Origin of the sequence: Streptomyces sp. NBC_01306 (assembly GCF_026340465.1) — a bacterium.
Lineage (GTDB): Bacteria > Actinomycetota > Actinomycetes > Streptomycetales > Streptomycetaceae > Streptomyces.
Genome location: NZ_JAPEPC010000001.1, coordinates 1,101,374 through 1,127,070, shown reverse-complemented (window position 1 = coordinate 1,127,070; position 25,697 = coordinate 1,101,374). Strand labels below are relative to the sequence as shown.

Annotated in this window: 11 protein-coding genes; all 11 read left to right on the top strand. The window is 71.4% G+C overall.

Annotated features, from left to right (window positions below; all coding sequences use genetic code 11):
- Window positions 1–15: 15 nt before the first annotated feature.
- Entirely contained in the window at window positions 16–213 is a 198-nt protein-coding gene (locus OG385_RS04825) for a ferredoxin (protein ID WP_266852131.1), read from the top strand.
- Window positions 214–368: 155 nt separating this feature from the next.
- Complete coding sequence (locus OG385_RS04820; protein WP_266860637.1) at window positions 369–1,844, top strand: AMP-binding protein; 1,476 nt, start codon at window positions 369–371, stop codon at window positions 1,842–1,844.
- A complete protein-coding gene (locus tag OG385_RS04815; protein WP_266852129.1) occupies window positions 1,841–3,082 on the top strand; it encodes a type III PLP-dependent enzyme in 1,242 nt (413 codons plus the stop codon). The genes OG385_RS04820 and OG385_RS04815 overlap by 4 nt, the downstream gene beginning before the upstream one ends.
- Window positions 3,079–3,570, top strand: a complete 492-nt coding sequence (locus tag OG385_RS04810; RefSeq protein ID WP_266852127.1) for a cobalamin B12-binding domain-containing protein — start codon at window positions 3,079–3,081, stop codon at window positions 3,568–3,570. Before OG385_RS04815 ends, OG385_RS04810 begins: the two co-directional genes overlap by 4 nt.
- On the top strand, window positions 3,567–4,979 hold the full coding sequence (locus OG385_RS04805; protein ID WP_266852125.1) for a methylaspartate mutase: 1,413 nt from the start codon (window positions 3,567–3,569) through the stop codon (window positions 4,977–4,979). Before OG385_RS04810 ends, OG385_RS04805 begins: the two co-directional genes overlap by 4 nt.
- A complete protein-coding gene (locus OG385_RS04800; protein ID WP_266852123.1) occupies window positions 4,976–5,842 on the top strand; it encodes a 3-hydroxyacyl-CoA dehydrogenase family protein in 867 nt (288 codons plus the stop codon). Before OG385_RS04805 ends, OG385_RS04800 begins: the two co-directional genes overlap by 4 nt.
- Complete coding sequence (locus OG385_RS04795; protein ID WP_266852121.1) at window positions 5,839–6,129, top strand: acyl carrier protein; 291 nt, start codon at window positions 5,839–5,841, stop codon at window positions 6,127–6,129. The genes OG385_RS04800 and OG385_RS04795 overlap by 4 nt, the downstream gene beginning before the upstream one ends.
- A 1-nt stretch (window position 6,130) precedes the next feature.
- The gene (locus OG385_RS04790) at window positions 6,131–7,231 is read left to right on the top strand and encodes an acyl-CoA dehydrogenase family protein (RefSeq protein WP_266860636.1); all 1,101 of its coding nucleotides are present in this window, start codon (window positions 6,131–6,133) and stop codon (window positions 7,229–7,231) included.
- Between the two features lie 24 nt (window positions 7,232–7,255).
- Window positions 7,256–8,365: an HAD family hydrolase gene (locus OG385_RS04785; RefSeq protein WP_266852120.1), complete on the top strand. Its 1,110-nt coding sequence runs from the start codon at window positions 7,256–7,258 to the stop codon at window positions 8,363–8,365.
- A gap of 219 nt (window positions 8,366–8,584) precedes the next feature.
- A complete protein-coding gene (locus tag OG385_RS04780) occupies window positions 8,585–9,253 on the top strand; it encodes an O-methyltransferase (RefSeq protein ID WP_266852118.1) in 669 nt (222 codons plus the stop codon).
- A 210-nt stretch (window positions 9,254–9,463) separates the two neighbouring features.
- Window positions 9,464–25,678: a type I polyketide synthase gene (locus tag OG385_RS04775; RefSeq protein ID WP_266852116.1), complete on the top strand. Its 16,215-nt coding sequence runs from the start codon at window positions 9,464–9,466 to the stop codon at window positions 25,676–25,678.
- Window positions 25,679–25,697: the final 19 nt, after the last annotated feature.

Here is a 25,697-nt window from a genome sequence, read left to right as displayed (position 1 = left end):
GGAGGAAATCCCCTTATGCGTGTGCTGGTTGATGACGATCGGTGCGTGGGTGCAGGCTGCTGTGTGCTCGCGGCGCCGGACCTGTTCGAGCAGAACGATGAGGACGGCCGGGTCTTTCTGCTCATCGACAATCCCGGTTCCGAGCTGCGCGATGCCGTGCTCGAAGCCATTGACGTCTGCCCGGCGGACGCGCTCAAGCTGATCGACGAGTAATTGCGCGGTACGTGGGGAGTTTCTGACTCCCCACGTACCGGAATGCGACCCGGCCCGCCTTTTCCAGAAATCGGAGAACGGCTTTGCATGCCCAAAATCAACTGACCGATCGTGAAACGGGACTCGCGTACCCGCAGGGGACACTCGTCCACAGCCTGCTGGACGACGCCACGGCAGAGGTGCCCGATGCCCGCGCCGTACGCGACTCCGTCACCGCCCTGAGCTACCGCAGGCTGCACGAGCTGAGCCACGCCGTCGCCCACTGGCTGCGGGGACAGGGCGTCGCCCCCGGTGATCGGGTGGTCGTGCAACTGCCCAGCCGGGTCGAACTGGTCGCCCTGTTCTACGGAGTCGTACGGTGCGGCGCGATCTTCGTGCCGCTCAACCCGGCCATGAAGCGGTTCCACCTCTCGTCGGTGCTGGAGAACGCGGAGCCGGCGCTGGTCATCGGCGACGCCGCCTCGGCTCCCGGTCTGCGCGAGAACACCGCCGTACCGGTCCACGACATCTCCGTCGCCTGGACCCACATCCTCGCCGTGGCCGACAGGACGCCGGAGCCGGTGGCCGTCGAGGTCGGCGTCGAGGACGTCGCCGCCCTCGTCTACACCTCGGGCAGCACCGCGGCCCCCAAGGCCGTGGTGTGCCCGCACCGGCAGGTCACCTTCGCATCGTCGGCGATCAACGCGGAGCTGGGATACCGCGCGGACGACGTGGTCTTCTGCCGCTTCCCGCTCTCCTGGGACTACGGCCTGTACAAGGTCCTGCTCTCCTGCCTGGGCCGTTCCGAACTGGTCCTCGCCGGCGAGGAGTCCGACCTCGTCCTGCTCACACGTATGCGGGAGACCGGCGCCACCGTCGTACCGATCGTGCCCTCGCTCGCCGCGATGATCGCCACCCTCGCTGCCCGGGACACCGGACAGCCGCCGCCGGTACGGATGTTCACCAACACCGGCGCCGCCCTTCCGGCGACCACCATCTCGGCGCTGCGGGAGGCGTTCCCCGGCGTACGGGTGGTGCGCCAGTTCGGGCAGACCGAGTGCAAGCGGATCTCCATCATGCCGCCCCACGAGGACGGCGAACGCCTCCAGTCGGTCGGCCGCCCGCTGCCCGGCACCCGGGTGCTGATCCTCGACGCGGACGGCACCGAACTGCCGGTCGGCGAGACCGGCGAGATCGTGGCCGCGGGGCCGCATGTGATGCCCGGCTACTGGCGGTCCCCCGAGCTGTCGGCCGGCAACTTCCGGCCGGACCCGGTCACCGGCGAACCGCGCCTGCACACCGGCGACTACGGAAGTCTCGACGCCGACGGCTACCTCTACTTCGAGGGCCGCAGGGACGACATGTTCAAACGCAAGGGCATCCGCATGAGCACCGTCGAGATCGAGGCGGCCGCCATGGACGTCCCCGGTGTCCGGGTCGCCGCGGTGCTCCCGCCGCACGACGGGCGGGACCTGACGGTCTTCGTCGAAGCCGATCTGGCGCCGACCGTCGTGCTCAAGGAGCTGGCGAAGCGGCTGGAACCCGCCAAGGTGCCCGCCCTGTGCAAGGTCATCCCGGAACTGCCGCTGACGCTCCACGGGAAGAACGCGCGCCAGGCGCTGATCGACATGCTCGAAGGGGAGGGACGGTGACCCGTCACGAAGAGCTGGCGGTGCGCTACGGCACACCCCTCTACGTCTACGACCTCGCCGAGGTCACCGCGGCCCGCCGCGAGCTGTTCGACGCGCTGCCCGAGAGCTTCCACCTCTACTACGCGCTCAAGGCCAACCCCCACCCCGACCTGGTCCGGGCGCTGCGCGAGGGCGAAGGCCGGACCTGCCGCCCCGAGATCAGCTCGACGGGCGAACTCGCTGCCGCTCTCGAAGCGGGATTCTCCGGCGCGGACTGCCTCTACACGGGCCCCGGCAAGACCCTCGGGGAGCTGAGCGAGGCCATCGGCCTGGGCGTGCGGATGTTCTCGACGGACTCCGTCACCGATGTGCGCAGGGTCGGCGCGGCCGCGCTGGAACACGGCGTCGTGGCCGACTGTCTGCTCCGTATCAACAGCGCGTCGGCCAGCGCCACCAGCAGCATCCGGATGACAGGCACCCCCTCGCAGTTCGGCTTCGACAGCGAGACGCTCGCCGAAGTGCTGCCCGAACTGCGGGACGTCCCCGGCACCCGGCTCACGGGCATGCACTTCTTCCCGCTGAGCAACGCCAAGGACGAGGAATCGCTGATCGGCGAGTTCCAGCACACCATCGCCGTCGCCGCGCAGCTCCACCAGGAGCTGGACATCCCGCTGGACTACCTGGACATCGGCGGCGGCTTCACCGTCCCGTACGGAGTCCCGGGCGAGCGCGGCAGCTACCCCAAGCTCCGCGCCGAACTCGAAGCCGCCCTCGACACGCACTTCCCCGAGTGGCGGTCCGGCAGCCCCAGGCTGGCCTGCGAATCGGGCCGCTTCCTCATCGGCGCGAGCGGCACGCTGCTGGCCTCCGTCAGCAACGTCAAGGTCAGCCGCGGCCGCAAGTTCGTGATCACGGACGCCGGCATCAACACCTTCGGCGGCATGTCGGGCCTGGGACGGCTGCTGCCTGTGGCGGTGCAGCCCCGGGCGGGTGCCGATGTGGAGTCCGCGAGCCTGGTCGGCCCCCTGTGCACGCCCGGTGACGTACTGGGCCGGGAGATCAAACTGCCGGTGCTCCGGGCCGACGACCTCGTCAGCGTCCCCAACGTCGGAGCGTACGGCCCCACCGCGAGCCTCCTCATGTTCCTCGGCAGGCCGGCGCCCACCGAGGTGACCGTCCGCGCGGACGGGAGCATCTCCGCCTCGCGTATCGAACACCACCGCGCGTACCTGCCGACCGGAACCGGAGCACGAGAGTGAACAGCGCACCGTCCGCAGTCCTCCCCCCGAGTCCGGAGGCGCCCGCTGCCCGCGGCACCGTCGTCGTCACCGGGATGGCTTCCGACTCCCACACCTGGAACCTGGTCTTCCTCCAGCTCCTGGTGGAAGAGCTGGGATACGACGTCGTCAACCTCGGCCCGTGCGTGCCCGACGAACTCCTCGTCGACGAATGCCGCGCGCTCTCCCCCCACATGGTCGTCATCAGCAGTGTCAACGGACACGGCTATCAGGACGGAATGCGTGTCATCGGCCGGCTGCGGTCCTGCGCGGAGCTCGCCGACACCCCCGTCGTCATCGGCGGGATGCTCGGCATCTCCGATGAGAACGCCACCTACGTCGACGAGCTGATGGCGGCCGGCTTCCACGCCGTGTTCGAGGGCAGCAGCACCGCGGGCTTCCAGGACTTCGTCCACTCGCTGCCCGCGAAGGCCGGCGCCACGGCGGAGATGGCCGCTGTCGCGTCATGACCTCCATCGTCCGCTCGGTGCGCCGGGCCCTCGCCCACAGCCGGCCCGTCGACTTCGGTGCGTTCGTACGCCGTGCGGGCGGCTCGGGCGGGCTCGTCGTCCAGCCGCGCATGGGGTTCGGCGGCCCCGGCCCGATGCGGACGGGCCTCGCCGCGACCAGGGCGGCCAGGGCCACCACGGTCGGCACCATCACCCTCGACAGCTTCACCCGCGTCGGTGAGCTGGAGTCGGTCGAGGAAGCCCTGCGCCACGGAGTGGGCCTCAACGGCTATCCGATCGTCACCTACGGGACGGAGGTCACCGAAGCGGTACTCGACGGCATCCGGGACCACCGCTTCCCGGTACAGGTCCGGCACGGCTCCGCCGTACCGCAGGACATCTTCGAACGGCTCATCGAGCTGCGCCTCAACGCGACCGAGGGCGGCCCCGTCTCCTACTGCCTGCCGTACGGGCGCACCGCTCTCGCCGATTCCATCGAGAACTGGCAGCAGTGCACACGGCGCTACGCCACCCTGCTGGAGGCCGGGGTCGAACCCCATCTGGAGACCTTCGGCGGCTGCATGCTGGGACAACTCTGCCCGCCCAGCATGCTGGTGGCGCTCAGCGTCCTGGAAGCACTGTTCTTCTGCCGGTACGGAATCCGCAGCGTCTCCGTCAGCTACGCCCAGCAGACCAGCGCCGCCCAGGACAGGGAAGCGGTGCTCGCCCTGCGCCGGCTCTGCGCCGAACTCCTGCCGACCGAGAACTGGCACGTGGTCATCTACGCCTACATGGGCGTCTACCCGATGACCGACCACGGCGCACAGGCCCTGCTGGGCCGGGCTGCCGAACTCGCGGTCGGCACCGGGTCGGAGCGGCTCATCGTCAAGACCGTCGCGGAGTCCCGCCGCATCCCCACCGTCGAGGAGAACGTCGACGCGCTGGAATTCGCCGGGGACACCGCCGCGGGCAGCGGGCCGGTGATCGGTGACGCGGATGCCACCGACTCGCAGACCTACCGGGAGGCCCGCGCCCTCATCGAGGCCACCCTGGACCTCGACCGCGACATCTCGCGGGCACTGCTCCTCGCCTTCCGGCGGGGGTTCCTCGACATCCCGTACTGCCTCCACCCGGACAACCGCGGCAGCTGCCGCAGCTACATCGACGGGGACGGCCGGCTGCGCTGGGCCGACACCGGCTCGCTCCCCCTGGGCGGGCTGGCCGAGGGCGGGCACAGCCGCCGGGTCACCTCGGCCGGGCTGCTCACCGACCTCTCCTACATGCGCCGCCGATTCGACGAGGCGCCACCTGGACCCGCGCCGCTGCCCGGCCCGCGTGACGGGGCCGCCGGCGCACCCCGTACGCCCCTTCAGGGGGCCACCCGAGCGTCCGTACAACCGCCAGCGAAGGACGGTGCACAGAGCCGATGACAACCGATGGACAGAACCAGCGCCTGACGATTCTCGGCGCGGGCGTGATGGGCGTGAACATCGCGACGACGGCCCTGGGCCACGGGATCCCCGTCGTCCTGGTCGACGTCGAGCAGAGCACGCTCGACCGCGCCCGCACCCAGATCTCCCAACTGCTGCGCCACGCACAGCTGATGGGGGCGCTCCCGGCGGACACCCCCGCCGGAGAGCTCACCACCGCACTGTCCCCCGTGGACGGCGCGGACGCCACCGCGGTGATCGAGGCGATCACCGAGGACGCCGCTCTCAAGGCCAAGGTGCTGGCCGAGGTCTCCGGAGTGATCCGGCCCGGCACCCCGCTGATCTCCAACACCTCCGGCATCCCCATCGACGAACTCGCCGAAGCCGTGGCCCGGCCGGACGAACTGGTCGGCACCCACTTCATGAACCCCACCTATCTGATCGCGATGGTGGAGGTGATCAAGGGGCCGCGCACCAGCGAGGAGACGATGGCCGGGGTCGTGGGGCTGCTCACGGCAATGCGGCGGCGCTCGGTCGTCGTCCAGGACGCACCCGGCTTCGTCACCAGCCGGCTGCTCCACCCCATGATCAACGACGCGGCGCGGCTGGTCGAGGCCGGCACCGCCGACGCCGAAGCGGTCGACGCCCTGATGGAAGGGTGCCTCGGGCACCCCACCGGGCCGCTGCGCACAGCCGACCTGATCGGGATCGACAACCTCGTCGACTCGCTCGCCGCGCTGTACACGCGGACCGGCGACGAGGGCTGCCGCCCCTGTGACCTGCTGCTCGAAAAGGTCCGGCTCGGCCACAACGGCCGCAAGTCGGGCCGCGGTTTCTATGACTACGGAAAGGCACTGTCGTGACCACGAATGACACCACCCGGACTGCCGAGATCACCGCCGAGACCATCGAGGCCGAGCTGCTCGCTCACCTGGAGGGCCGGACGAAGACGAAGCTCACCCCCGACCACGACCTGTTCGGATCGGGCCTGGTCACCTCCATGTTCGCCATGGAACTCGTCGTCCACCTCGAAGGCGAGTACGACATCGTCATCTCCGGCCCCGATCTGAAGCTGGAGAACTTCCGCACGGTCCAGTCGATGGGCTCCCTGGTGCTCAGGCTCCGTGAGGCCGTGGTCGACCGTGGCTGACCTGCTCGACGGTGAGCGCGAAACGGTCCGCGCACTCGTCGGCGACCAGGCCGGCGTATGGGACCGTGCGGGACTGCTGCCCCTGGAGCTGCTGCGCAAGCTCGGCGGCCTCGGTCTGCTGAGCGCGCAGATCCCCGCCGCCCACGGCGGCCGGGGCGCGGACAGCCGCACGAACGGCGAGTTCACCGCCTACGTGGGCAGCCTGTGCAGCTCGCTGCGGAGCGTCATGACCTCCCAGGGCATGGCCGCCTGGACCATCGAGCGGCTGGGCACCCGGGAGCAGCACCGCGCGTTCCTGCCGGGTCTGAGCAGCGGACAGCTGGCCGCGGTCGGCTTCAGCGAGACCGACGCGGGCAGTGACCTGTCCGCGATCGGCACCCGGATCCGCCGCGACGGCGACTCGGTCGTGGTGGACGGCGCCAAGCGCTGGATCACCGCGTCGCACTACGCGGACCTGCTGGTGATCGTCGGCCAGTACGACGACGGCGCGGCGGCGGTGGTCATCCCGGCCGACACACCGGGCGTGCACGTGGAACGCGTCGCCGAGCCGATGGGCTGCCGGGCGGCCGGCCACGCCGACCTGCGCTTCGACTCCGTACGCGTACCGGCGGAGAACGTGCTGGGCGGAACGGGGCTCCCGCTGCCGCTCGTCGTCACCGCGGCGCTCGGCTACGGCCGGATGTCGGTGGCCTGGGGCTGTGTGGGCATCCTGCGGGCCTGCCTGGACGCCGCCGCCACCCACGCCAAGGGCCGGCAGCAGTTCGGCAAACCGATCGCCGAACACCAGCTGGTCGCCCGGCACATCGCCGAACTGTATGTGTCCGAGCAGATCGCGTCGCGCGCCTGCGAGCACGCCAGCGGCCGCTGGGACGCGAAGTCCCCGGACATGGTCGTGGCGGCCGTCACGGCCAAGCACATCGGCGCAGGCCATGCTGCACGAGGGGCCGCGGCCGCGGTGCAGGTGCTGGCATCCGCCGGGGCCCAGGACGGCCATGTGGTGGCGCGGGCCTACCGCGACGCCAAGCTCATGGAAATCATCGAGGGCAGCAACGAGATCTGCCAGCTGATCCTGTCTCAGCACGCCCTCAGCCATGCCGAGTGACTCGAACGAGGGGAAGAACACGACGTGTCCGGCAAACCGAACGTGGTGAAGTGCCTGGTCTGGGATCTCGACAACACCCTGTGGTCGGGAACCCTGCTGGAGGACGGTGAGGTCAGCATGGACGATGCGGTGCGTGACGTCATCGTCGAGCTGGACTCCCGTGGCATCCTGCACTCCGTCTCCAGCAAGAACGACCACGACCGGGCGTGGGCGCGGCTCGAAGAGCTGGGCGTCGCCCAGTACTTCGTGCTCCCGCACATCGGCTGGGGCCGCAAGTCGGACGCGGTGCTCGACATCGCCGAGCAGCTCAAGTTCGCACAGAACACCATCGCCTTCATGGATGACCAGCCCGCCGAGCGGGCCGAGGTGGCCTTCCACGCGCCCGAGGTCCGCTGCTACGACGCCACCCAGGCACTGTCGCTGCCTGACCTGCCGGAGTTCAGCCCCGCGTCGGTGACCGTGGACTCCCGCCGGCGCCGTGAGATGTACCAGGCAGGCTTCCGCAGGTCGGCCGAGCAGGAGAAGTTCAACGGCCCCGACGAGGAGTTCCTGCGCTCGCTCCAGCTGGAGCTGCGCATCGGCCGGGCCGGTGGCGAGGAGCTGTCCCGGGTCGAGGAACTGACCCTGCGCACCAGCCAGATGAACGCGACGGGTGTGCACTACTCGGACGAGACGCTGCGCGGGCTGCTGGCCGATCCGGACCACGAGGTCCTGGTGGCAACACTGACCGACCGGTTCGGCACGCATGGCGCCATCGGCGTGATGCTGCTCGACACCAGCGGCGAGGCCGCCTGGAACCTGAAGCTGCTGGCCACCTCGTGCCGGGTGGTGTCCTTCGGAGTGGGCACCGCCATCCTGAACTGGCTTGCCGACCAGGCGGCCAGGGCAGGCGTCCACCTCCTTGCCGACTTCCGGCGTACCGACCGCAACCGGATGATGGAAGTCGCCTACCGCTTCGCGGGCTTCGGGGACGGCGAGGACTGTGCGTGCCTCGCCGGAACGGACGGGGACGGCGGCGGGGACGGCGGTGACGACATCCAGCGGCTGCACCTCGTCCCGGCCCGGCACGAAGCCCCGTCGACCCTGACCCTCATCGCCCCCCACCTCGCCGGAGGCGTGCCCTCCGCGGTCTGACCGGGGGATCCGTACCCGCCCTGACCCGGCCGCCCCGTACCTGCCCCGCTCCTCCGACACCGCCGTCGGCACCCCCTACGGGGTACCGGCGGTGGCCGTGTAGGGGGCGGGGAACCCCCAACTCGCCCTTTCCTTCCGGTCCGGCCCCGGCCGGCCCGGTCATTCTTCGTGAGGAGGACGGGGGCGCGGCCGCGACGCGGCGGCGCCCCCTCACCAGCCATGGCGCAACAGATACTGTCCGGCCCGGAGCTGCTCGACTACGTCCGGGGGGTCTCCCTGCGCGACGACGACATCCTGGCCGCCCTCCGCGCGGAGACGGCCGAGCTGCCCGCAGGGCAAGCCATGCAGGTCATGGCCGAGGAGGGCCAGCTGCTGGCCCTCCTGGTCGGTCTGACCGGAGCCCGCACCGTACTGGAGATCGGCACGTTCACCGGCTACAGCACCCTGTGCATGGCCCGTGCCCTCCCGGCCGGCGGGCAGGTCATCACCTGCGACATCCTCGACAAGTGGCCCGAGATCGGCGCCGGTTACTGGAAGCAGGCCGGAGTCCAGGACCGGATCGACCTGCGCGTCGGCAACGCGGTGGACACCCTCGCGGACCTCACCGCCGAACGCGGCCCGGAGAGCGTCGACTTCGTGTTCATCGACGCGGACAAGGCGAACTACCCGGCGTACTACGAGGCGTCGCTCGCGCTCCTCAAGCCGGGCGGGCTCATCGTGGTGGACAACACCCTCTTCTTCGGCCGGGTCATCGACCCCGCGGCCCAGGACGCGGACACCCTCGCGGTACGCGAACTCAACGCGTTCCTGCACGGGGACGACCGGGTGGAGATGTCCCTCCTCGTCATGGCGGACGGCATCACGCTCGTCCGCAAGAAATCCCTCTGATCCCTTTTAGGGGCAGCTAGGGGTGGGGTCGGTGTGCGGTACCGGCATACGGTGCCGGGTGTGCCGTGGCCGGACGTGGCTGAGGTTGGTCTGCGTATTACAGGGATAGCGTGGAGTGGTGAGATGAGCGAGTCCGGTAGCTTCTTTTCTGACCGTGCGGAAACGGCCGGGGAGGGATGGGCGCAGGCATTGTCCGGCGGGCTGGAAAGCATGCCGGCCGCTGAACAGACCCGTATTCTCACCGACCTTGTCCGCGCCGAGACGCAGGCGGTCCTGAGCCGGTACGGGCGGGACCACGCCGACGGGGTGGACGCGGGGCTCTCCTTCCGCGAGCTGGGCTTCGACTCGCTGGCCGGGGTCGACCTGCACGCCAGGATCGTTGCCGCCACCGGCCTCGACCTGCCGGTGACCCTCACCTTCGACCACCCGACCCCACGGCACCTGGCCGACCGCCTGCGGACCGCGCTGCTCGGCATCACCGCCGAGGCCGACGAGGAGCCGCTGCCGGCCGGCGCCGCCGACGACGAGCCCGTCGTCATTGTCGGAATTGGCTGCCGCTATCCGGGCGGAGTGGATTCCGCGGAGAAACTGTGGCATCTGGTTTCCGATGGCCGGCATGTCATCACCGATTTCCCGGACGACCGCGGATGGGATCTGGAAGAGCTCTTCGACCCCGACCCGGCCACTCCGCACACCACTTATGTGCGGCAGGGCGGATTCCTTCCCGACGCGGCCGATTTCGATGCGGAATTCTTCGGGATCGGCCCGCGGGAGGCCTCCGCGATGGACCCGCAGCAGCGGCTCGTCCTCGAAACGGTCTGGGAAGCCCTTGAGCGGTCCGGCATCGCTCCGGACTCGCTGCACGGCACCTCGACGGGGGTCTTCATCGGGGCGGAGCCCCAGGAGTACGGGATGCGGCTGCACGAGGCCCCCGACGGCCTCGACGGTTACCTCCTCGCCGGCAACGCCCCGAGTGTCGTCTCGGGCCGCGTCTCCTACACGCTCGGGCTGGAAGGCCCGGCGCTGACCGTCGACACCGCCTGCTCCGGCTCGCTGGTGGCGCTGCACCTGGCGGCGCAGTCACTGCGGCGTGGCGAGTGCACGCTCGCGCTGACCGGCGGTGTGGCCGTCATGGGCAGCCCCGGCGTCTTCACCTCCTTCAGCCGTCAGCGCGGGCTGGCAGCGGACGGGGTGGCGAAGCCGTTCGCTGCCGCCGCCGACGGCACCGGGTTTTCCGAGGGCGTCGGCGTCCTCGTCCTTGAGCGGCTCTCCGACGCGCGCCGCAACGGGCACCGGGTCCTGGCCGTCGTACGCGGCTCCGCCGTCAACCAGGACGGAGCCTCCAACGGGCTCACGGCCCCCAGCGGTCCTGCCCAGCAGCGGGTGATCCGCCAGACACTGGCCAACGCGGGACTGACCGCCGCCGAGGTCGACGCCGTCGAGGCCCATGGCACAGGTACGACGCTCGGCGACCCCATCGAGGCACAGGCGCTCATCGCCACGTACGGCAGGGACCGCGCCGCCGGAAACCCGCTGTGGCTCGGCTCCGTCAAGTCGAACATCGGCCACACCCAGGCCGCGGCCGGTGTCGCCGGTGTGATCAAGATGGTGCAGGCCATGCACCACGGGATCCTGCCGCGCACCCTCCATGTCGACGCGCCGTCCCCTGCCGTCGACTGGACCGCGGGCGACGTACGCCTGCTCACCGAGCAGGTGAGCTGGGACGAGTCCGGCCACCCGCGCCGGGCCGGAGTGTCCTCGTTCGGTGTGAGCGGCACCAACGCCCACGTCATTCTGGAGGAGCCGGCCGAAGCCGACCGGCCCGCCGACGACGCCACGCCTGCGGAGACCGGCACCGCCACGGAGACCGGCACCGCCGTGGGGCCCGCCCTGCTGCCGCTCTCGGCCCGCAGCGAACCGGCCCTGCGCGCCCAGGCGACCCGGCTGCTGGCGCATGTCGAGGCCCGGCCCGACGCCCGCCCCGCCGACCTCGGCCACTCCCTGGGCGTCACCCGCGCCGCGCTGTCCCATCGCGGAGTCGTCCTGGCAGGCGACCGCGCCGAGGCGATCCGGGGCCTGCGGGCCCTCGCCGACGGAACCGACGCCCCCGGCGTGCTGCGCGGCACCGCGGCCGGCGGCCGGCTCGCGTTCCTGTTCACCGGCCAGGGCAGCCAGCGGCTCGGCATGGGCCGGGAACTGTATGACACCTGGCCCGTGTACGCCGAGGCGCTCGACGAGGCCATCGGCCACCTGGACCTCCAGCTCGAACGCTCCCTGTGGGACGTGCTCTTCGCCGCCGAGGGCTCGCCGGAGGCGGCGCTGCTGGACGAGACGGTGTACACCCAGGCCGCGCTGTTCGCCGTCGAGGTGGCGCTCTTCCGGCTCCTCGATTCGTGGGGGGTGCGGCCCGACTTCGTGGCCGGCCATTCCATCGGTGAGCTGGCCGCGGCCCATGTGGCGGGGGTGCTGTCGCTGGAGGACGCGGCGACACTGGTCGGCGCGCGGGGCCGGCTGATGCAGGCGCTGCCCCGCGGCGGCGCGATGGTCGCCCTCCAGGCGACGGAGGCGGAAGTCGCCCCGCTGCTCACCGGCGGGGTGAGCATCGCCGCCGTCAACGGGCCATCGGCCGTGGTGATATCGGGCACCGAGGACGAAGTCCTGGCGGTGGCCGCACAGTTCACCGACCGGGGCCGCAAGACGAAGCGACTGCGGGTCAGCCACGCGTTCCACTCGCCGCTCATGGAGCCCATGCTGGCCGAGTTCCGGCAGCTCGCCCAGATCCTCGACTACCACCGGCCGCACATTCCGGTCGTCTCGAACGTGACCGGCCGGGCCGCCACATCCGAGGAACTCTGCTCGCCCGAATACTGGGTGCGGCACGTACGCGAAGCGGTCCGGTTCGCGGACTCCGTCGAGTGGCTGGCCGCCCAGGACGTCCGCACCTATCTGGAGCTCGGCCCCGACGCGGTGCTCTGCGCCATGGGCCGCGACTGCCTCGACGGGCTGCCGGACACCCATGCCTTCGCACCCCTGCTGCGGGCCGGCCGCGCCGAACAGCGCGAACTGCTCTCCGCGCTGGCCCTCGCACATGCCCGCGGGGCCGGCCTGGACTGGCACGCGCTGCTCGCCGGCCATGCCCCCCGGCAGGTCGAGCTGCCGTCCTACGCCTTCCAGCGGCGCCGGTTCTGGCTGGCCGCGCCGGACTCCACCGCCGACGCGTCCCGCTTCGGCCAGACAGCCGCCGGACACCCGCTGCTCAGCGCGGTCGTCGGCCTCGCCGACACCGGCGGCGCCGTACTCACCGGCCGCCTGTCGCTGCGTACCCACCCCTGGCTCGCCGATCACGTCATCGGGGACACCAACCTGCTGTCCGGCACCACCTTCGTGGAGCTGGCCGTACGCGCCGGTGACCACGTCGCGTGCGACCTGCTCGAAGAGCTGACCCTGCAGACCCCGCTCGCGCTGCCGCAGCACGGCGGCGTCGCCCTGCAAGTGGTCGTCGGCGCGGCCGACGGGACCGGCCGCCGCAGGGTGGAGTTCTACTCGCGCGCCGAGGACGCGCCGGCCGACGTCCCCTGGACCCGCCATGCCGGCGGTGTCCTCGCACCGTCCGGCACCACCCGGCCCGCCACCGAGACCTTCGGCCTGACCCAGTGGCCGCCGCCGGACGCCGAGACCATCGATCTCACCGGGCTCTACGCCGATCTGGCCCGCCAGGGCTACGCCTACGGTCCGGCGTTCCAGGGCCTGCGGGCAGCCTGGCGCGCCGACGGCGCGGTGTACGCCGACGTCGCCCTGCCCGCCTCCGCCGCCGATGAAGCGGCCTCGTTCGCCCTGCACCCGGCGCTGCTCGACGCCGTGCTGCACGCCACCGACTTCGCCGCGGACGAGCCGGTCTCCGAGCGGACCCGGCTGCCGTTCGCCTGGAGCGGGGTGGAGCTGTACTCGACCGGCGCCGCGTCGGTACGGGTACGCATCGAGGCGACCGGAACCGACGAGGTCTCCCTGGCGCTCGCCGACGCCACCGGAGCCCCCGTCGCGACCGTCGACTCCTTCCTCGTCCGGGAGGTCTCCGACGAACAACTGCGCGCCGCCCGGGTGACGCGGCAGGCGACCCCGCTGCAGGTGCGCTGGACCGCGGTGGCCGACGCGAGCCACGACACCCCGCACGACCTGGATGTCCACTGGTGCACGGCCGGGACGGACGCAGGCTCCGGGGACGTGCCGGCGGCGGTGCTCGCCGCGACGGCCGCCGTACTGGAACAGATCCAGCTGCGGCTGGCCGACGAGTCGTCCACGGCCCGCCTGGCGATCGTCACCCGGGGTGCGGTCGTCACCCGGGCCACGGACACCATCGACCTGGCACTCGCCCCCGTCTGGGGCCTCGTCAGGGCGGCCCAGGCGGAACACCCCGGCCGCTTCCTGCTCCTCGATGTCGAAGCCGGCTCCTGGGCCGACGCCGAAGCCGGTGGCGACGGCCTGCCCCCGCACATCAGGAACGCCATCGCCGCGACCGACGAGCCGGAACTCGCCCTGCGCGACGGCACGTTGCTCGCACCTCGCCTCGCCACCGCGGGGACGCCCGAAGGCGACCCCGCCGAGCCGTGGACGGCCGACGGGACGGTCCTGATCACCGGCGGCACCGGCGGTCTCGCCGCCCACGTCGCCCGGCACCTGGTGACCGAACACGGCGTACGACACCTCCTCCTCGCGGGACGACGCGGAGCGCAGGCCCCCGGCGTGGCCGAGCTGACCGCCGAACTGTCCGGCCTGAGCGCCCAGGTGACCGTCGCGGCCTGCGACGTGGCCGACCGTGCCGCGCTCGCCGCGCTGATCACGGCGATCCCCGCCGAGCACCCGCTGACCGGCGTGGTGCACATGGCAGGCACGCTCGACGACGGGCTGGTCACCTCCCTCGACCCGGGGCGGCTGGACACCGTACTGCGCTCGAAGGCGTACGCCGCCTGGCACCTGCACGAGCTGACCCGTGACCTCGACCTGTCGGCGTTCGTCCTGTTCTCCTCGACGGCCGGCCTCCTCGATGGCGCGGGCCAGGGCAACTACGCCGCCGCCAATGTCTTCCTGGACGCCCTGGCCGCCCACCGCACCGCGCTGGGACTGCCCGCCACCGCCCTCGCCTGGGGGCTGTGGAGCGACGGCGGCGGCATGGGCGGAACCCTGGACGTCCCGGCCCTTGAGCGCATCCGGCGGATCGGGCTGGAAGCCCTGACCACCCGGGAGAACCTCCAACTGTTCGACGCCGCACTGTCCGGCCCCGCACCCGTGGTCGTGCCGGTACGTGTCCACACCGCGGCGAGGGCACAGGGGAACCCCGTGCCCGCCCTGCTGCGCGGACTGATCCGGACGCCCGCCCGCAGGGCAGGCACACCGGAGCCCGCCGGCGGCGGAGTGCTGCCGCTCGCCGCGACACTGGCGGACCTCGCCGGAGCCGAGCAGGCCGCGCTGGTGCTCGACCTGGTCAACGCCGCCGCGGCCAGGGTCCTCGGTCACGACGGCGCTGAAATGATCGACCCCGACCGGGCGTTCACCGAGATGGGCTTCGACTCGCTCGCCGCCGTCGAGCTGCGCAACCAGCTCAACACCGCGACCGGCCTGCGACTCACCGCCACCCTCACCTTCGACTACCCGACACCCGTCGCGCTGGCCACCCACCTCGTGGAGCGACTGCTCGACGCGGGTACGACCACCGGGCCGCGGCCCGGAGCACGGCAGCGCTCCGCCGGTGCGGACGACCCGATCGTCATCGTGGGAATGGCCTGCCGCTACCCGGGCGATGTCACCTCGCCCGAGGACCTCTGGCGGCTCGTCCTCGACGGGACGGACGCGGTGGCGCCGTTCCCGACGGACCGGGGCTGGGACCCGGACATCCACGATCCGGAACTCGGCAAGCCCGGGAAGAGCTACGCGAGCGAGGGCGGATTCCTCTACGACGCCGCCCAGTTCGACGCCGGGTTCTTCGGCATCAGTCCCCGTGAGGCCCAGGCGATGGACCCGCAGCAGCGGCTGCTCCTGGAGACCTCGTGGGAGACCTTCGAGCGGGCGGGTATCGACCCGCACAGCGTCAAGGGCAGCGACACCGGTGTCTTCGCCGGTGTCATGTACCACGACTGGGGCCTGCGGCTCGGTCCGCTGCCCGAGGACGTCGCCGGGTACCACGGCAACGGCAGCATCGCCAGCATGATCTCCGGCCGGGTGGCCTACACGCTCGGCCTTGAGGGCCCGGCGGTGACGGTGGACACGGCGTGCTCCTCGTCGCTCGTGGCCCTGCACTGGGCTGCCCAGGCCCTGCGCCAGGGCGAGTGCAGCCTGGCGCTGGCGGGCGGGGTGACCGTCATGTCCACCCCCGACACGTTCGTGGACATGAGCCGCCAGCGGGGCCTGGCCGCCGACGGCCGGTGCAAGTCGTACGGCGCAGGAGCCGACGGGACCGGCTGGGGCGAAGGCGTCGGAATGCTCCTCCTGGAGCGCCAGTCGGACGCACGGCGCAACGGGCACCAGGTGCTTGCGGTGCTGCGGGGGAGTGCCATCAACCAGGATGGTGCGTCCAATGGTCTGACGGCTCCGAACGGTCCTTCGCAGCAGCGGGTGATCCGGCAGGCGCTGTCCTCGGCCGGTCTGGTCGCGGCGGACGTGGACGTGGTCGAGGGGCACGGTACGGGGACCCGGCTGGGCGACCCGATCGAGGCCCAGGCGCTGCTGGCGACATACGGCCAGGACCGTGCGGATGAACGGCCGTTGTGGCTGGGCTCGGTGAAGTCGAACATCGGTCATACGCAGGCTGCTGCGGGTGTGGCGGGTGTGATCAAGATGGTGATGGCGATGCGGGAGGGCGTCCTCCCGGGAACCCTCCACGCGGCCGAGCCCTCGCCGCAGGTGGACTGGACGGCGGGCGCGGTCCAGCTGCTCCAGGAGCAGACTGCATGGCCGGCGCGCACAACCCCTCGCCGGGCCGGTGTCTCGTCCTTCGGTATCAGCGGCACGAATGCGCATGTGCTGCTGGAGGAGGCGGAGGCGGTGCCCGTATCCGTGCCGGAGACTGCCGATGTGCCTGTTGGTGGTGTGGTGCCGTGGGTGGTGTCGGGGCGTAGTGCTGAGGCGTTGCGTGCGCAGGCTGCTGCTTTGGTGGCGCATGTGGAGTCGGGGGTTGAGCTGCGCCCGGTGGATGTGGGGTTCTCGCTGGCAACGTCGCGGGCGGCTCTGGAGCATCGGGCTGTGGTGGTGGCGGGGGGCCGTGAGGGGTTCATCGAGGGTCTGCGTTCGGTGGTTTCGGGTGCGGGTCGTGTGGTGGATTCGGTTCGTCGTGGGCGTGTTGGGTTCTTGTTTACGGGTCAGGGTGCTCAGCGGGTGGGGATGGGGCGTGGTCTGTATGAGGCGTTCCCGGTGTTTGCTGAGGCGTTTGATGCGGTGGTGGGGTTGCTGGATGCCCAGCTGTCGGGTGCCGGGTTGGGTGTGTCGGTGCGTGAGGTGGTCTGGGGCTCCGATGCTGGTGTGCTGAATCGGACGGTGTTTGCTCAGGCGGGGTTGTTCGCGGTTGAGGTGGCGTTGTTCCGGTTGCTTGAGTCGTGGGGTGTGCGGCCTGACTTTGTGGCCGGTCATTCGATTGGTGAGGTGGCTGCGGCTCATGTGGCGGGGGTGTTGTCGCTTGAGGACGCGGCGGTGTTGGTGGCCGCGCGTGGGCGGTTGATGCAGGCCCTGCCTTCGGGTGGTGCGATGGTCGCGGTCGGGGCCCCGGAGAGTGAGGTTGCCGGGCTGTTGTCGGCCGGTGTGTGTATCGCCGCCATCAATGGCCCTTCCTCCGTGGTGGTTTCGGGTGATGAGGCCGAGGTTCTGGAGCTGGCCGGGCGGATCGCTGGACTCGGTCGTAAGACGAAGCGGCTTGATGTGAGTCACGCGTTCCACTCGGTGTTGATGGACCCGATGCTGGACGACTTCGCCGCCGTAGTAGAGAAACTCACCTTCAATGCACCCCAGTTGTCGGCTGTCTCGACCGTCACCGGTGGTGGGGTCGAGGGTGAGTGGTCGGATCCTGGCTATTGGGTGCGGCAGGTGCGTGAGCCGGTGCGTTTCGCGGATGCGGTGACCACACTCGCCGGCCGTGGTGTGGGGTCGTTTGTGGAGGTGGGGCCGGATGCGGCTCTGGTTCCGATGGGTGTGGAGGTGGTCGGCGATGATGGGGCCGCTGATGGGGTGGCGTTTGTTGGGTTGCAGCGTCGTGGTCGTGATGAGGCTACGGAGCTTCTGACAGGTCTGGGAGGGCTGTTCGCGCGTGGCGTTCCGGTGGACTGGCGGGCGTTCTTCGCCGGATCCACTGCCCGGCTGACCGAACTCCCCACGTACGCCTTCCAACACCAGAGGTACTGGCTCGACGGGCTTGCCGCCGGTACCGGACAGGTGGGCGCCGCCGGACTCGATGCCGTCGAGCACCCCATGCTGAGCGCTGCGGTCGTCTCGCCGGACAGTGGCTCGGTCGTCCTGACCGGACGTATCTCCGCGGACAGCCAGCGCTGGATCGCAGATCACCAGGTACTCGGCGGGATCATCCTGCCGGGCACGGGCTTCGTCGAACTGGCCGTGCGCGCCGGTGACGAGGTCGGTTGCGCCGCCCTTGAGGAACTCGCTCTCGAAGCACCGCTGATGCTGCCCGCACGTGGCTCGGTCGCCTTGCGCGTGGTCGTCGGCGCGGCACGGGCCGACGGCGCCAGGACTGTGCACATCTACTCCCGCGCCGAGCACGGCCACGAGCTGCCGTGGACCCGGCACGCCGCAGGCCTGCTCGTCTCGCAGGCGCCCCAGCCCGGCTTCGACCTGACCCAGTGGCCGCCGGCCGGCGCCGACGAAATTCCGCTCGACGCCCCGTACGACGTACTGACCGGGCGAGGTTACGGATACGGCCCCGCCTTCCAGGGGCTTCAGCGGATGTGGCGGCGCGGCGACGACGTCTTCGCCGAGGTGACGCTGCCCGAGCCGGCCCGCTCGGAGGCGGCCCGGTTCGGGCTCCATCCGGCGCTGCTCGACGCCGCCATGCACGCCGACCTCCTCAACGAGGCCGGCAGTGAGGATGCTCAGACCCTTCTCCCCTTCGTATGGAACGGGGTCTCGCTCCATGCGTCGGGCGCGGCAGATCTGCGGGTGCACATCCGCCGGCTGCGCGGCGACGAGGTGTCCGCCATGTGGGTCGCTGACCGGGAGGGCCGGCCGGTGGCGACCGTCGAGTCGCTCGTTGCCCGGCCCGTGTCGGCCGAACAGCTCGAAAGCGCCCGGGGCGGGGGCACACCCTCGCTGCTGCGGCTCGACTGGCGCCCCGCGCCGGCCCCGGAGACCGGTGCGGGATCCGGGGAGCCGCCTGCGCTCCACACCCTCCGTGGTGGTGACGGCCCGTTCCCGCCGGTTGTCCTCCACCGCATCGGGGCGGCCGGTGACCGCGAGGTGCTGTCCGGCGTACGAGCTGCCGCCGAAGAGGCCCTGGAAGCGGTCCAATTCTGGCTCGGTGACCCCCGGTGCGCCGGATCAACCCTGGTTGTCGTCACCGGGAACGCGGTCGCCGCCCGGCCGGAGGACACCGTCGACCTCACCCAGGCCCCGGTCTGGGGCCTGGTCCGGGCGGCCCAGGAGGAGAACCCCGGCCGTTTCGTACTGATCGACTCCGATGGCACGGCCGCATCCGACGCGCTGCTCGCGGCCGTGGCCGGCTCGGGGGAACCCGAAACCGCCGTACGCGAAGGCGAGTTGCTGCTGCCCCGGCTCGTCCCGACGGCCACCGGCACGTCCGGCTCGTCCGACCCCGCCGTGCGGTGGGACCCGCAGGCCACGGTCCTGGTCACCGGCGGCACCAGCGGTCTGGGCGCCCTGGTCGCCCGGCATCTGGTCACGGAGCACGGCGTCCGTCACCTGCTGCTCACCAGCCGGCGGGGCGAGAACGCCCCCGGCGCCGCGCAGCTGCGGGCGGAGCTGGCAGACGCCGGAGCCGATGTCACCATCGCCGCGTGTGATGTCGCGGACCGCGACAGCCTCGCCGGGCTGATCGGCCAGGTGCCCGCCGACCGCCCCCTCCGGGGTGTGGTGCACGCTGCGGCCGTGGCCGACAGCGGGCTGGTCGGCACACTCACACCGGAGCGTTTCGACACGGTGCTGCGGCCGAAGGCGGACGCCGCCTGGCATCTGCACGAGCTGACCCGCGATCTGGACCTCACGGCCTTCGTGCTGTTCTCCTCCGCCGGAGGGCTCGTGCTGGCTGCCGGTCAGGCGAACTACGCGGCGGCCAATGTGTTCCTCGACGCTCTGGCCCACCATCGCAGGGCAGCCGGACTGCCCGCCCATGCCCTCGCCTTCGGTATGTGGGCGGCGGACACCGGGCTCGGCGGCCCGCTCGACGAGACCGACCTGGCCCGGATGCGCAGGCTCGGCCTTCCCGCGCTTCCCCCCGCCCGGGGGCTGGCGCTGCTGGATGCCGCACTCGCCACCGATGCCTGGCCGGTGCTCGTACCGCTCGACACCGACCCGGCAGCCCTGCGGGCCAGGGCGGACGAAGTGCCCGCGCTGCTGAGGGGGTTCGTACGCGGCCGGGCCCGGCGCGCGGTCGACGCGGCCGGAACGGTGCTCGCCGGCTCGGAGTTCGAGCAGCGGATGAGCGCGCTGTCCGCCACGGACCGGGAGCGCGCCCTGCTGGAACTCGTACGCGAGCACGCCTCATCGGTGCTCGGTCACGGGAGCGCGGACCAGGTGAAGCCGGACCGCGCGTTCCGTGAACTGGGTTTCGACTCCCTGGCCGCTGTGGAGCTGCGCAACGCGCTCACCCAGGCGACGGGGCAGCGGCTGCCCGCGACCCTGGTCTTCGACTTCCCGACGTCGCGCGCTGTGGCCGCCCACCTCGCCGGACGGTTCACGGACGGCCCGGCGGAGGCCTCGCCGGCCACCGCAAGGACGGTTCAGGCGTCGGACCGTACGGACGAGCCGATCGCCCTCGTCGGCATCAGCTGCCGCTTCCCGGGTGGTGTGCGCTCGCCCGAGGACCTGTGGCGCCTGGTGGCCGAGGGCCGCGACGCGGTGGGAGGGTTCCCGCAGGACCGTGGCTGGGACGTCGACAGCATCTTCGACCGGGAGCCCGGCCTGCCCGGCAAGACGTATGTACGGGACGGCGGTTTCCTCTACGACGCGGCCGAGTTCGACCCCGAGTTCTTCGGGATCATGCCGCGGGAGGCCCTGGCCATGGACCCGCAGCAGCGGCTGCTGCTGCAAGCGGCATGGGAGGCGTTCGAGCGTGCCGGTATCGACCCGGACACCATGCGGGGCACCAGGACCGGTGTGTACACGGGCTTGATGTACCACGAGTACGGGAGCAGGCCGGGAGATGCGCCGGATGACCTCACCGGCTACCTCGGCAACGGCAGCGCGGGCAGCATCGCCTCGGGCCGGGTGGCCTACACGCTCGGCCTTGAGGGCCCGGCGGTGACGGTGGACACGGCGTGCTCCTCCTCGCTCGTGGCCCTGCACATGGCCTGTCAGGCACTCCGGCAGGGCGAGGTGACCATGGCCCTCGCGGGAGGTGTCACCGTCATGCCGACACCGGAGATCTTCGTCGACTTCAGCCGGCAGCGCGGCCTGGCGGCCGACGGCCGGTGCAAGCCCTTCGCCACCGCCGCGGACGGCACCGGCTGGGCCGAGGGCATCGGCCTTCTGCTCGTCGAGCGGCTGTCGGACGCGCGACGCAACGGGCATCCCGTCCTGGCGATCGTCCGGGGGAGTGCCATCAACCAGGATGGTGCGTCCAATGGTCTGACGGCTCCGAACGGTCCTTCGCAGCAGCGGGTGATCCGGCAGGCGCTGTCCTCGGCCGGTCTGGTCGCGGCGGACGTGGACGCGGTCGAGGGGCACGGTACGGGGACCCGGCTGGGCGACCCGATCGAGGCGCAGGCGCTGCTGGCGACATACGGCCAGGACCGGCCCGACGGCCGGCCGTTGTGGCTGGGCTCGATCAAGTCGAACATCGGGCACGCCCAGGCCGCCGCAGGCGTCAGCGGTGTGATCAAGATGGTGATGGCGTTGCGGGAGGGTGTTCTTCCGCGGACGTTGCATGTGGATGAGCCGTCGTCGCAGGTGGATTGGTCTGCGGGTGCGGTGGAGCTGTTGAGGGAGGAGCGGGCGTGGCCGGTTGAGGTGGGTCGTCCGCGGCGGGCTGGTGTGTCGTCGTTCGGTCTGAGCGGGACGAATGCGCACGTCATCCTGGAGGAACCGGGGGAGCCGGAGGAGCCCGCCGCCCAGGACCGGGGTGACGACGACACCGCCGGGACACCGGTGCCGATGGTGCTTTCGGCGAAGGACGAGGCAGGACTCTTCCGTCAGGCCGCTGCTCTGGTGGCGCATGTGGAGTCGGGTGTGAGTGTCGTGGATACGGCGTTCTCGCTGGCGACATCGCGGGCGGCTCTGGAGCACCGGGCTGTGGTGGTGGCGGGGGACCGTGAGGGGTTTGTCGCTGGGTTGTCGGCGCTTGCGGCGGGTGAGTCCGGGGCGGGTGTGGTCCGGGATATCGCGCGTACTGGTGAGGGAACGGCGTTTCTCTTTACGGGTCAGGGTGCTCAGCGGGTGGGGATGGGGCGTGGTCTGTATGAGGCGTTCCCGGTGTTCGCTGAGGCGTTTGATGCGGTGGTGGGGTTGCTGGATGCCCAGCTGTCGGATGCCGGGTTGGGTGTGTCGGTGCGTGAGGTGGTCTGGGGCACTGATGCTGGTGCGCTGAACCGGACCGTGTTTGCGCAGGCCGGTTTGTTCGCGGTTGAGGTGGCCTTGTTCCGGCTCCTTGAGTCGTGGGGTGTACGGCCTGACGTCGTGACCGGCCATTCGATTGGTGAGGTGGCCGCTGCCCATGTGGCGGGGGTGTTGTCGCTTGAGGACGCGGCGGTGTTGGTGGCCGCGCGTGGGCGGTTGATGCAGGCGCTGCCTTCGGGTGGTGCGATGGTCGCGGTCGGGGCTCCCGAGAGTGAGGTTGCCGCGCTGTTGTCGGACGGTGTGTGTATCGCCGCCGTCAACGGCCCTTCCTCCGTGGTGATTTCGGGTGCTGAGGTCGAGGTCATGGAGCTGGCCGGGCGGATCGCTGCGCTCGGTCGTAAGACGAAGCGGCTCGATGTGAGTCACGCGTTCCACTCGGTACTGATGGACCCGATGCTGGACGACTTCGCGGCTGTAGTAGAGAAACTCACCTTCAATACGGCTCAGTTGTCGGCCGTCTCGACCGTCACCGGTGGTCCGGTCGGGGGTGAGTGGTCGGATCCTGGTTACTGGGTGCGGCAGGTGCGTGAGCCGGTCCGTTTCGCTGATGCCGTGACCACCCTGGCCGCCCGTGGCGTCGACACCTTCATCGAGCTCGGCCCGGCCGGTGTACTCACCGCCATGGCCGAGACCTGCCTCGACGGCGTCGACCGGTCCGAGCCGGCCCGGCTGGTGCCCGCACTGCGGGCGGACCGTGCCGAACCCGAGTCGCTGATAACGGCGTTGGCCCGGCTCCATGCCGGCGGAACCGGTCTGCGGTGGAAGGACTTCTTCGCACCCCTGCATCCCCGCCGTACGGACCTGCCCACCTACGCCTTCGAACGCCGGAGGTTCTGGCTCGACCTGCCCCCCGCGTCCGCTGGATCAGTCAGCGGCATCGGCCAGCTTCCCGCCGAGCACCCGCTGCTCAGCGCCGTACTGACCGCACCCGACTCCGACGGAGCCGTTCTGACGGGCTACGTCTCGGCCGCCACGCATCCGTGGCTCGCCGATCACGCGATCCAGGGCACCGTGCTGCTGCCCGGCACCGCCTTCGTGGAGCTGGCGATCCGCGCCGGCGACCAGGTCAGGTGCGGGCTCCTGGAGGAACTCACGTTGCAGGCGCCCCTCGTGCTTCCCGCATCCGGCGGCGCTGCCCTGCAAGTGGTCGTCGGCGCCGCCCAGGCGGACGGCCGGCGCTCGGTCAAGGTGTACTCGCGCGGTGACGACCGGGCGGACGACGCCTGGATCCTGCATGCCGACGGATTCCTGGCCCCGCACGCGCAGGACGCATCGTTCTCGCTCGCCGAGTGGCCGCCCGCAGGGGCGGTCGCGGTGGAGACGGACGGCATGTACGACGAGCTGGCCGCCCGTGGATACGGATACGGCACCGCCTTCCGCGGGCTCCGTGCCGCCTGGCGGCGCGGGGACGAGCTCTTCGCCGAGGTCGTGCTGCCGGACGAGGCCGGTGAACCGGGACGGTTCGGCGTACACCCGGCCCTCCTCGACGCGGCCCTGCACGTCGACCTGATCGACGAGCCGGAAGGCGGCGGCACGCTGCTGCCGTTCTCCTGGTCCGATGTATCGCTGCACGCTTCGGCGGCCACCGCTCTGCGCGTACGGGTGGCACCCCTCCAGGCCGGTGGGATCACCCTTGAGGCCGCCGACCTCACGGGCGAACCCGTCCTCACCGTCAGGTCCCTCGTGGACCGGCCCGTATCGGAAGGACAACTCGACTCCGGGCAGGGCACGTTGCTGCACCGGGTCGAGTGGATGGCCCTGCCGCAGAACGTCGCACCGGCCGCGCCGGCCCCGTCGGCCGACTGGGCGGACCGGTACCGCACGGTGCCCGCACCCGCTGTGACCGTCTTCAACTGCGACGCGACCGAAGGCGAACCGGGCGAAGGCGCTCGCGGGCCGGTCCACCGGATCCTCGACGTGGTCCAGTCATGGCTCGCGGACGACCGGTTCACCGCCTCCCGCCTGGTGGTGGTCACCAGGAACGCGATGGCGGCCACGTCGGCCGACCCCGCGGCCGCCGCGGTATGGGGCGTCGTCCGGTCCGCCGAGGCGGAAAACCCCGGCCGGTTCGTCCTGGCCGATATCCAGGGCACCGGGACCGCGGCGGACGGCCGCACCGCCCCGCTCGGTGCGTCGGTCCTCAGCGCGGTCATCGCATCGGGCGAACCCGAAGTCGCCGTGCGCGACGGAGAGATACGGGTGCCGCGGCTGGTGGCGGCGGGGGGCACACCCCGGCCGGGCGAGCGGAGCGACGACTCCGGCACCGGCCGCCCCCAGGTGGTCGACCCGGCAGGAACGGTGCTGGTCACCGGCGGGACCAGCGGCCTGGGCGCGGCGATCGCCCGCCATCTGGCAGCTGTCCACGGTGCTCGCAGGCTGCTGCTGGTCAGCCGCCGGGGCGCGGCGGCCGACGGCGTCACCGAGCTGGTCGCGGAGCTCGCCCGGCACGGGGCCGCGGCCACCGTGGAGGCCTGCGACGTGGCCGACCGGGACGCGCTGCGCAAACTCCTCGGCACGATCCCGCAGGAGCACCCGCTGACCGGCGTCGTACACGCCGCCGGGGTACTGGACGACGGCGTGATCGGCGCACTGACACCGGAGCGGATGGACGCGGTGCTGCGTCCGAAGGCCGAAGCCGCCTGGAACCTGCACGAGCTGACCGCGTCGTCCCCGCTCACGCTGTACGTGACGTTCTCCTCGGTGGCCGGCACGATGGGCGCACCCGGGCAGGCGAACTACGCCGCGGCCAACGCCTACCTGGACGCACTCGCCTCCTACCGCCGCGAACGCGGCCTGCCGGCACAGTCGTTCATGTGGGGCCTGTGGGGCGGCATCGGAATGGGCAGCACGCTGACCGACGCCGACCTGGAGCGGATGCGGAAGCAGGGGCTGCCGGCCTTCACAGTGGACGAGGGTCTGGCGCTGTTCGACGCGGCGCTGGCCTCCGGCGAGCCGGTCCCGGGGCTGCTCCACCTCGACCTGGCGGTGCTGCGCGAGCAGGCCGCCCGGGGCACGCTCCCCGCGCTGCTGCGTGAACTCGTACTGCTCCCGGCGCGCCGGGTGACCGAGTCGGCGGCGCCGGCCGCCCGGCCCGAGCCGGACGAGGCGACCCTGGTGGAGCGGCTCGCCCGGATGAGCACCGCCGAGCGGGCGAGCACCGTGGCGGACCTCGTACGGGAACACGTCGCCGAGGTGCGCCACGACGACCCGGACAGCATCGACATGGGCAAGGGCTTCACCGACCTCGGCCTCGACTCGCTGGCGGCGATCGAACTGCGCAACCGGCTGGGTGCCGCCACCGGGCTGCGCCTGCCCGCCACGCTGATGTTCGACTACGCCAGCCCGCGCGGGCTGGCCGCGTTCCTGCTGGAGGAGCTGACGGCGGACCTTCCGGACGGGTCGGACGAGCAGGACGAGGCGGTGCAGGAGGAGGCCTTCCGGCGGGCGCTGGAAGCCGTGCCGTTCGCCGCCATCCGCGAGGCCGGCCTGCTGGACGCTCTGCTCGCACTGGCCAGTACGGCTCCGGACGCAGAGTCCGGGTCCGCCGGAGAGCCCGGTCCGGACGCCGGGCCCGCCGAGGACATCACGACCATGTCCGTCGACGATCTGGTGCGGGCAGCGCTCGCCGCCGGTGAATCCAACTGACTGAAGGGCTGAGTTCTAC

Excerpts from the sequence above, each read along its gene's own strand:
- OG385_RS04825 (WP_266852131.1), top strand. The coding sequence starts at position 16 with ATGCGTGTGCTGGTTGATGACGATCGGTGCGTGGGTGCAGGCTGCTGT.
- OG385_RS04805 (WP_266852125.1), top strand. The coding sequence starts at position 3,567 with ATGACCTCCATCGTCCGCTCGGTGCGCCGGGCCCTCGCCCACAGCCGG.
- OG385_RS04800 (WP_266852123.1), top strand. The coding sequence starts at position 4,976 with ATGACAACCGATGGACAGAACCAGCGCCTGACGATTCTCGGCGCGGGC.
- OG385_RS04780 (WP_266852118.1), top strand. The coding sequence starts at position 8,585 with ATGGCGCAACAGATACTGTCCGGCCCGGAGCTGCTCGACTACGTCCGG.
- OG385_RS04775 (WP_266852116.1), top strand. The coding sequence starts at position 9,464 with ATGCCGGCCGCTGAACAGACCCGTATTCTCACCGACCTTGTCCGCGCC.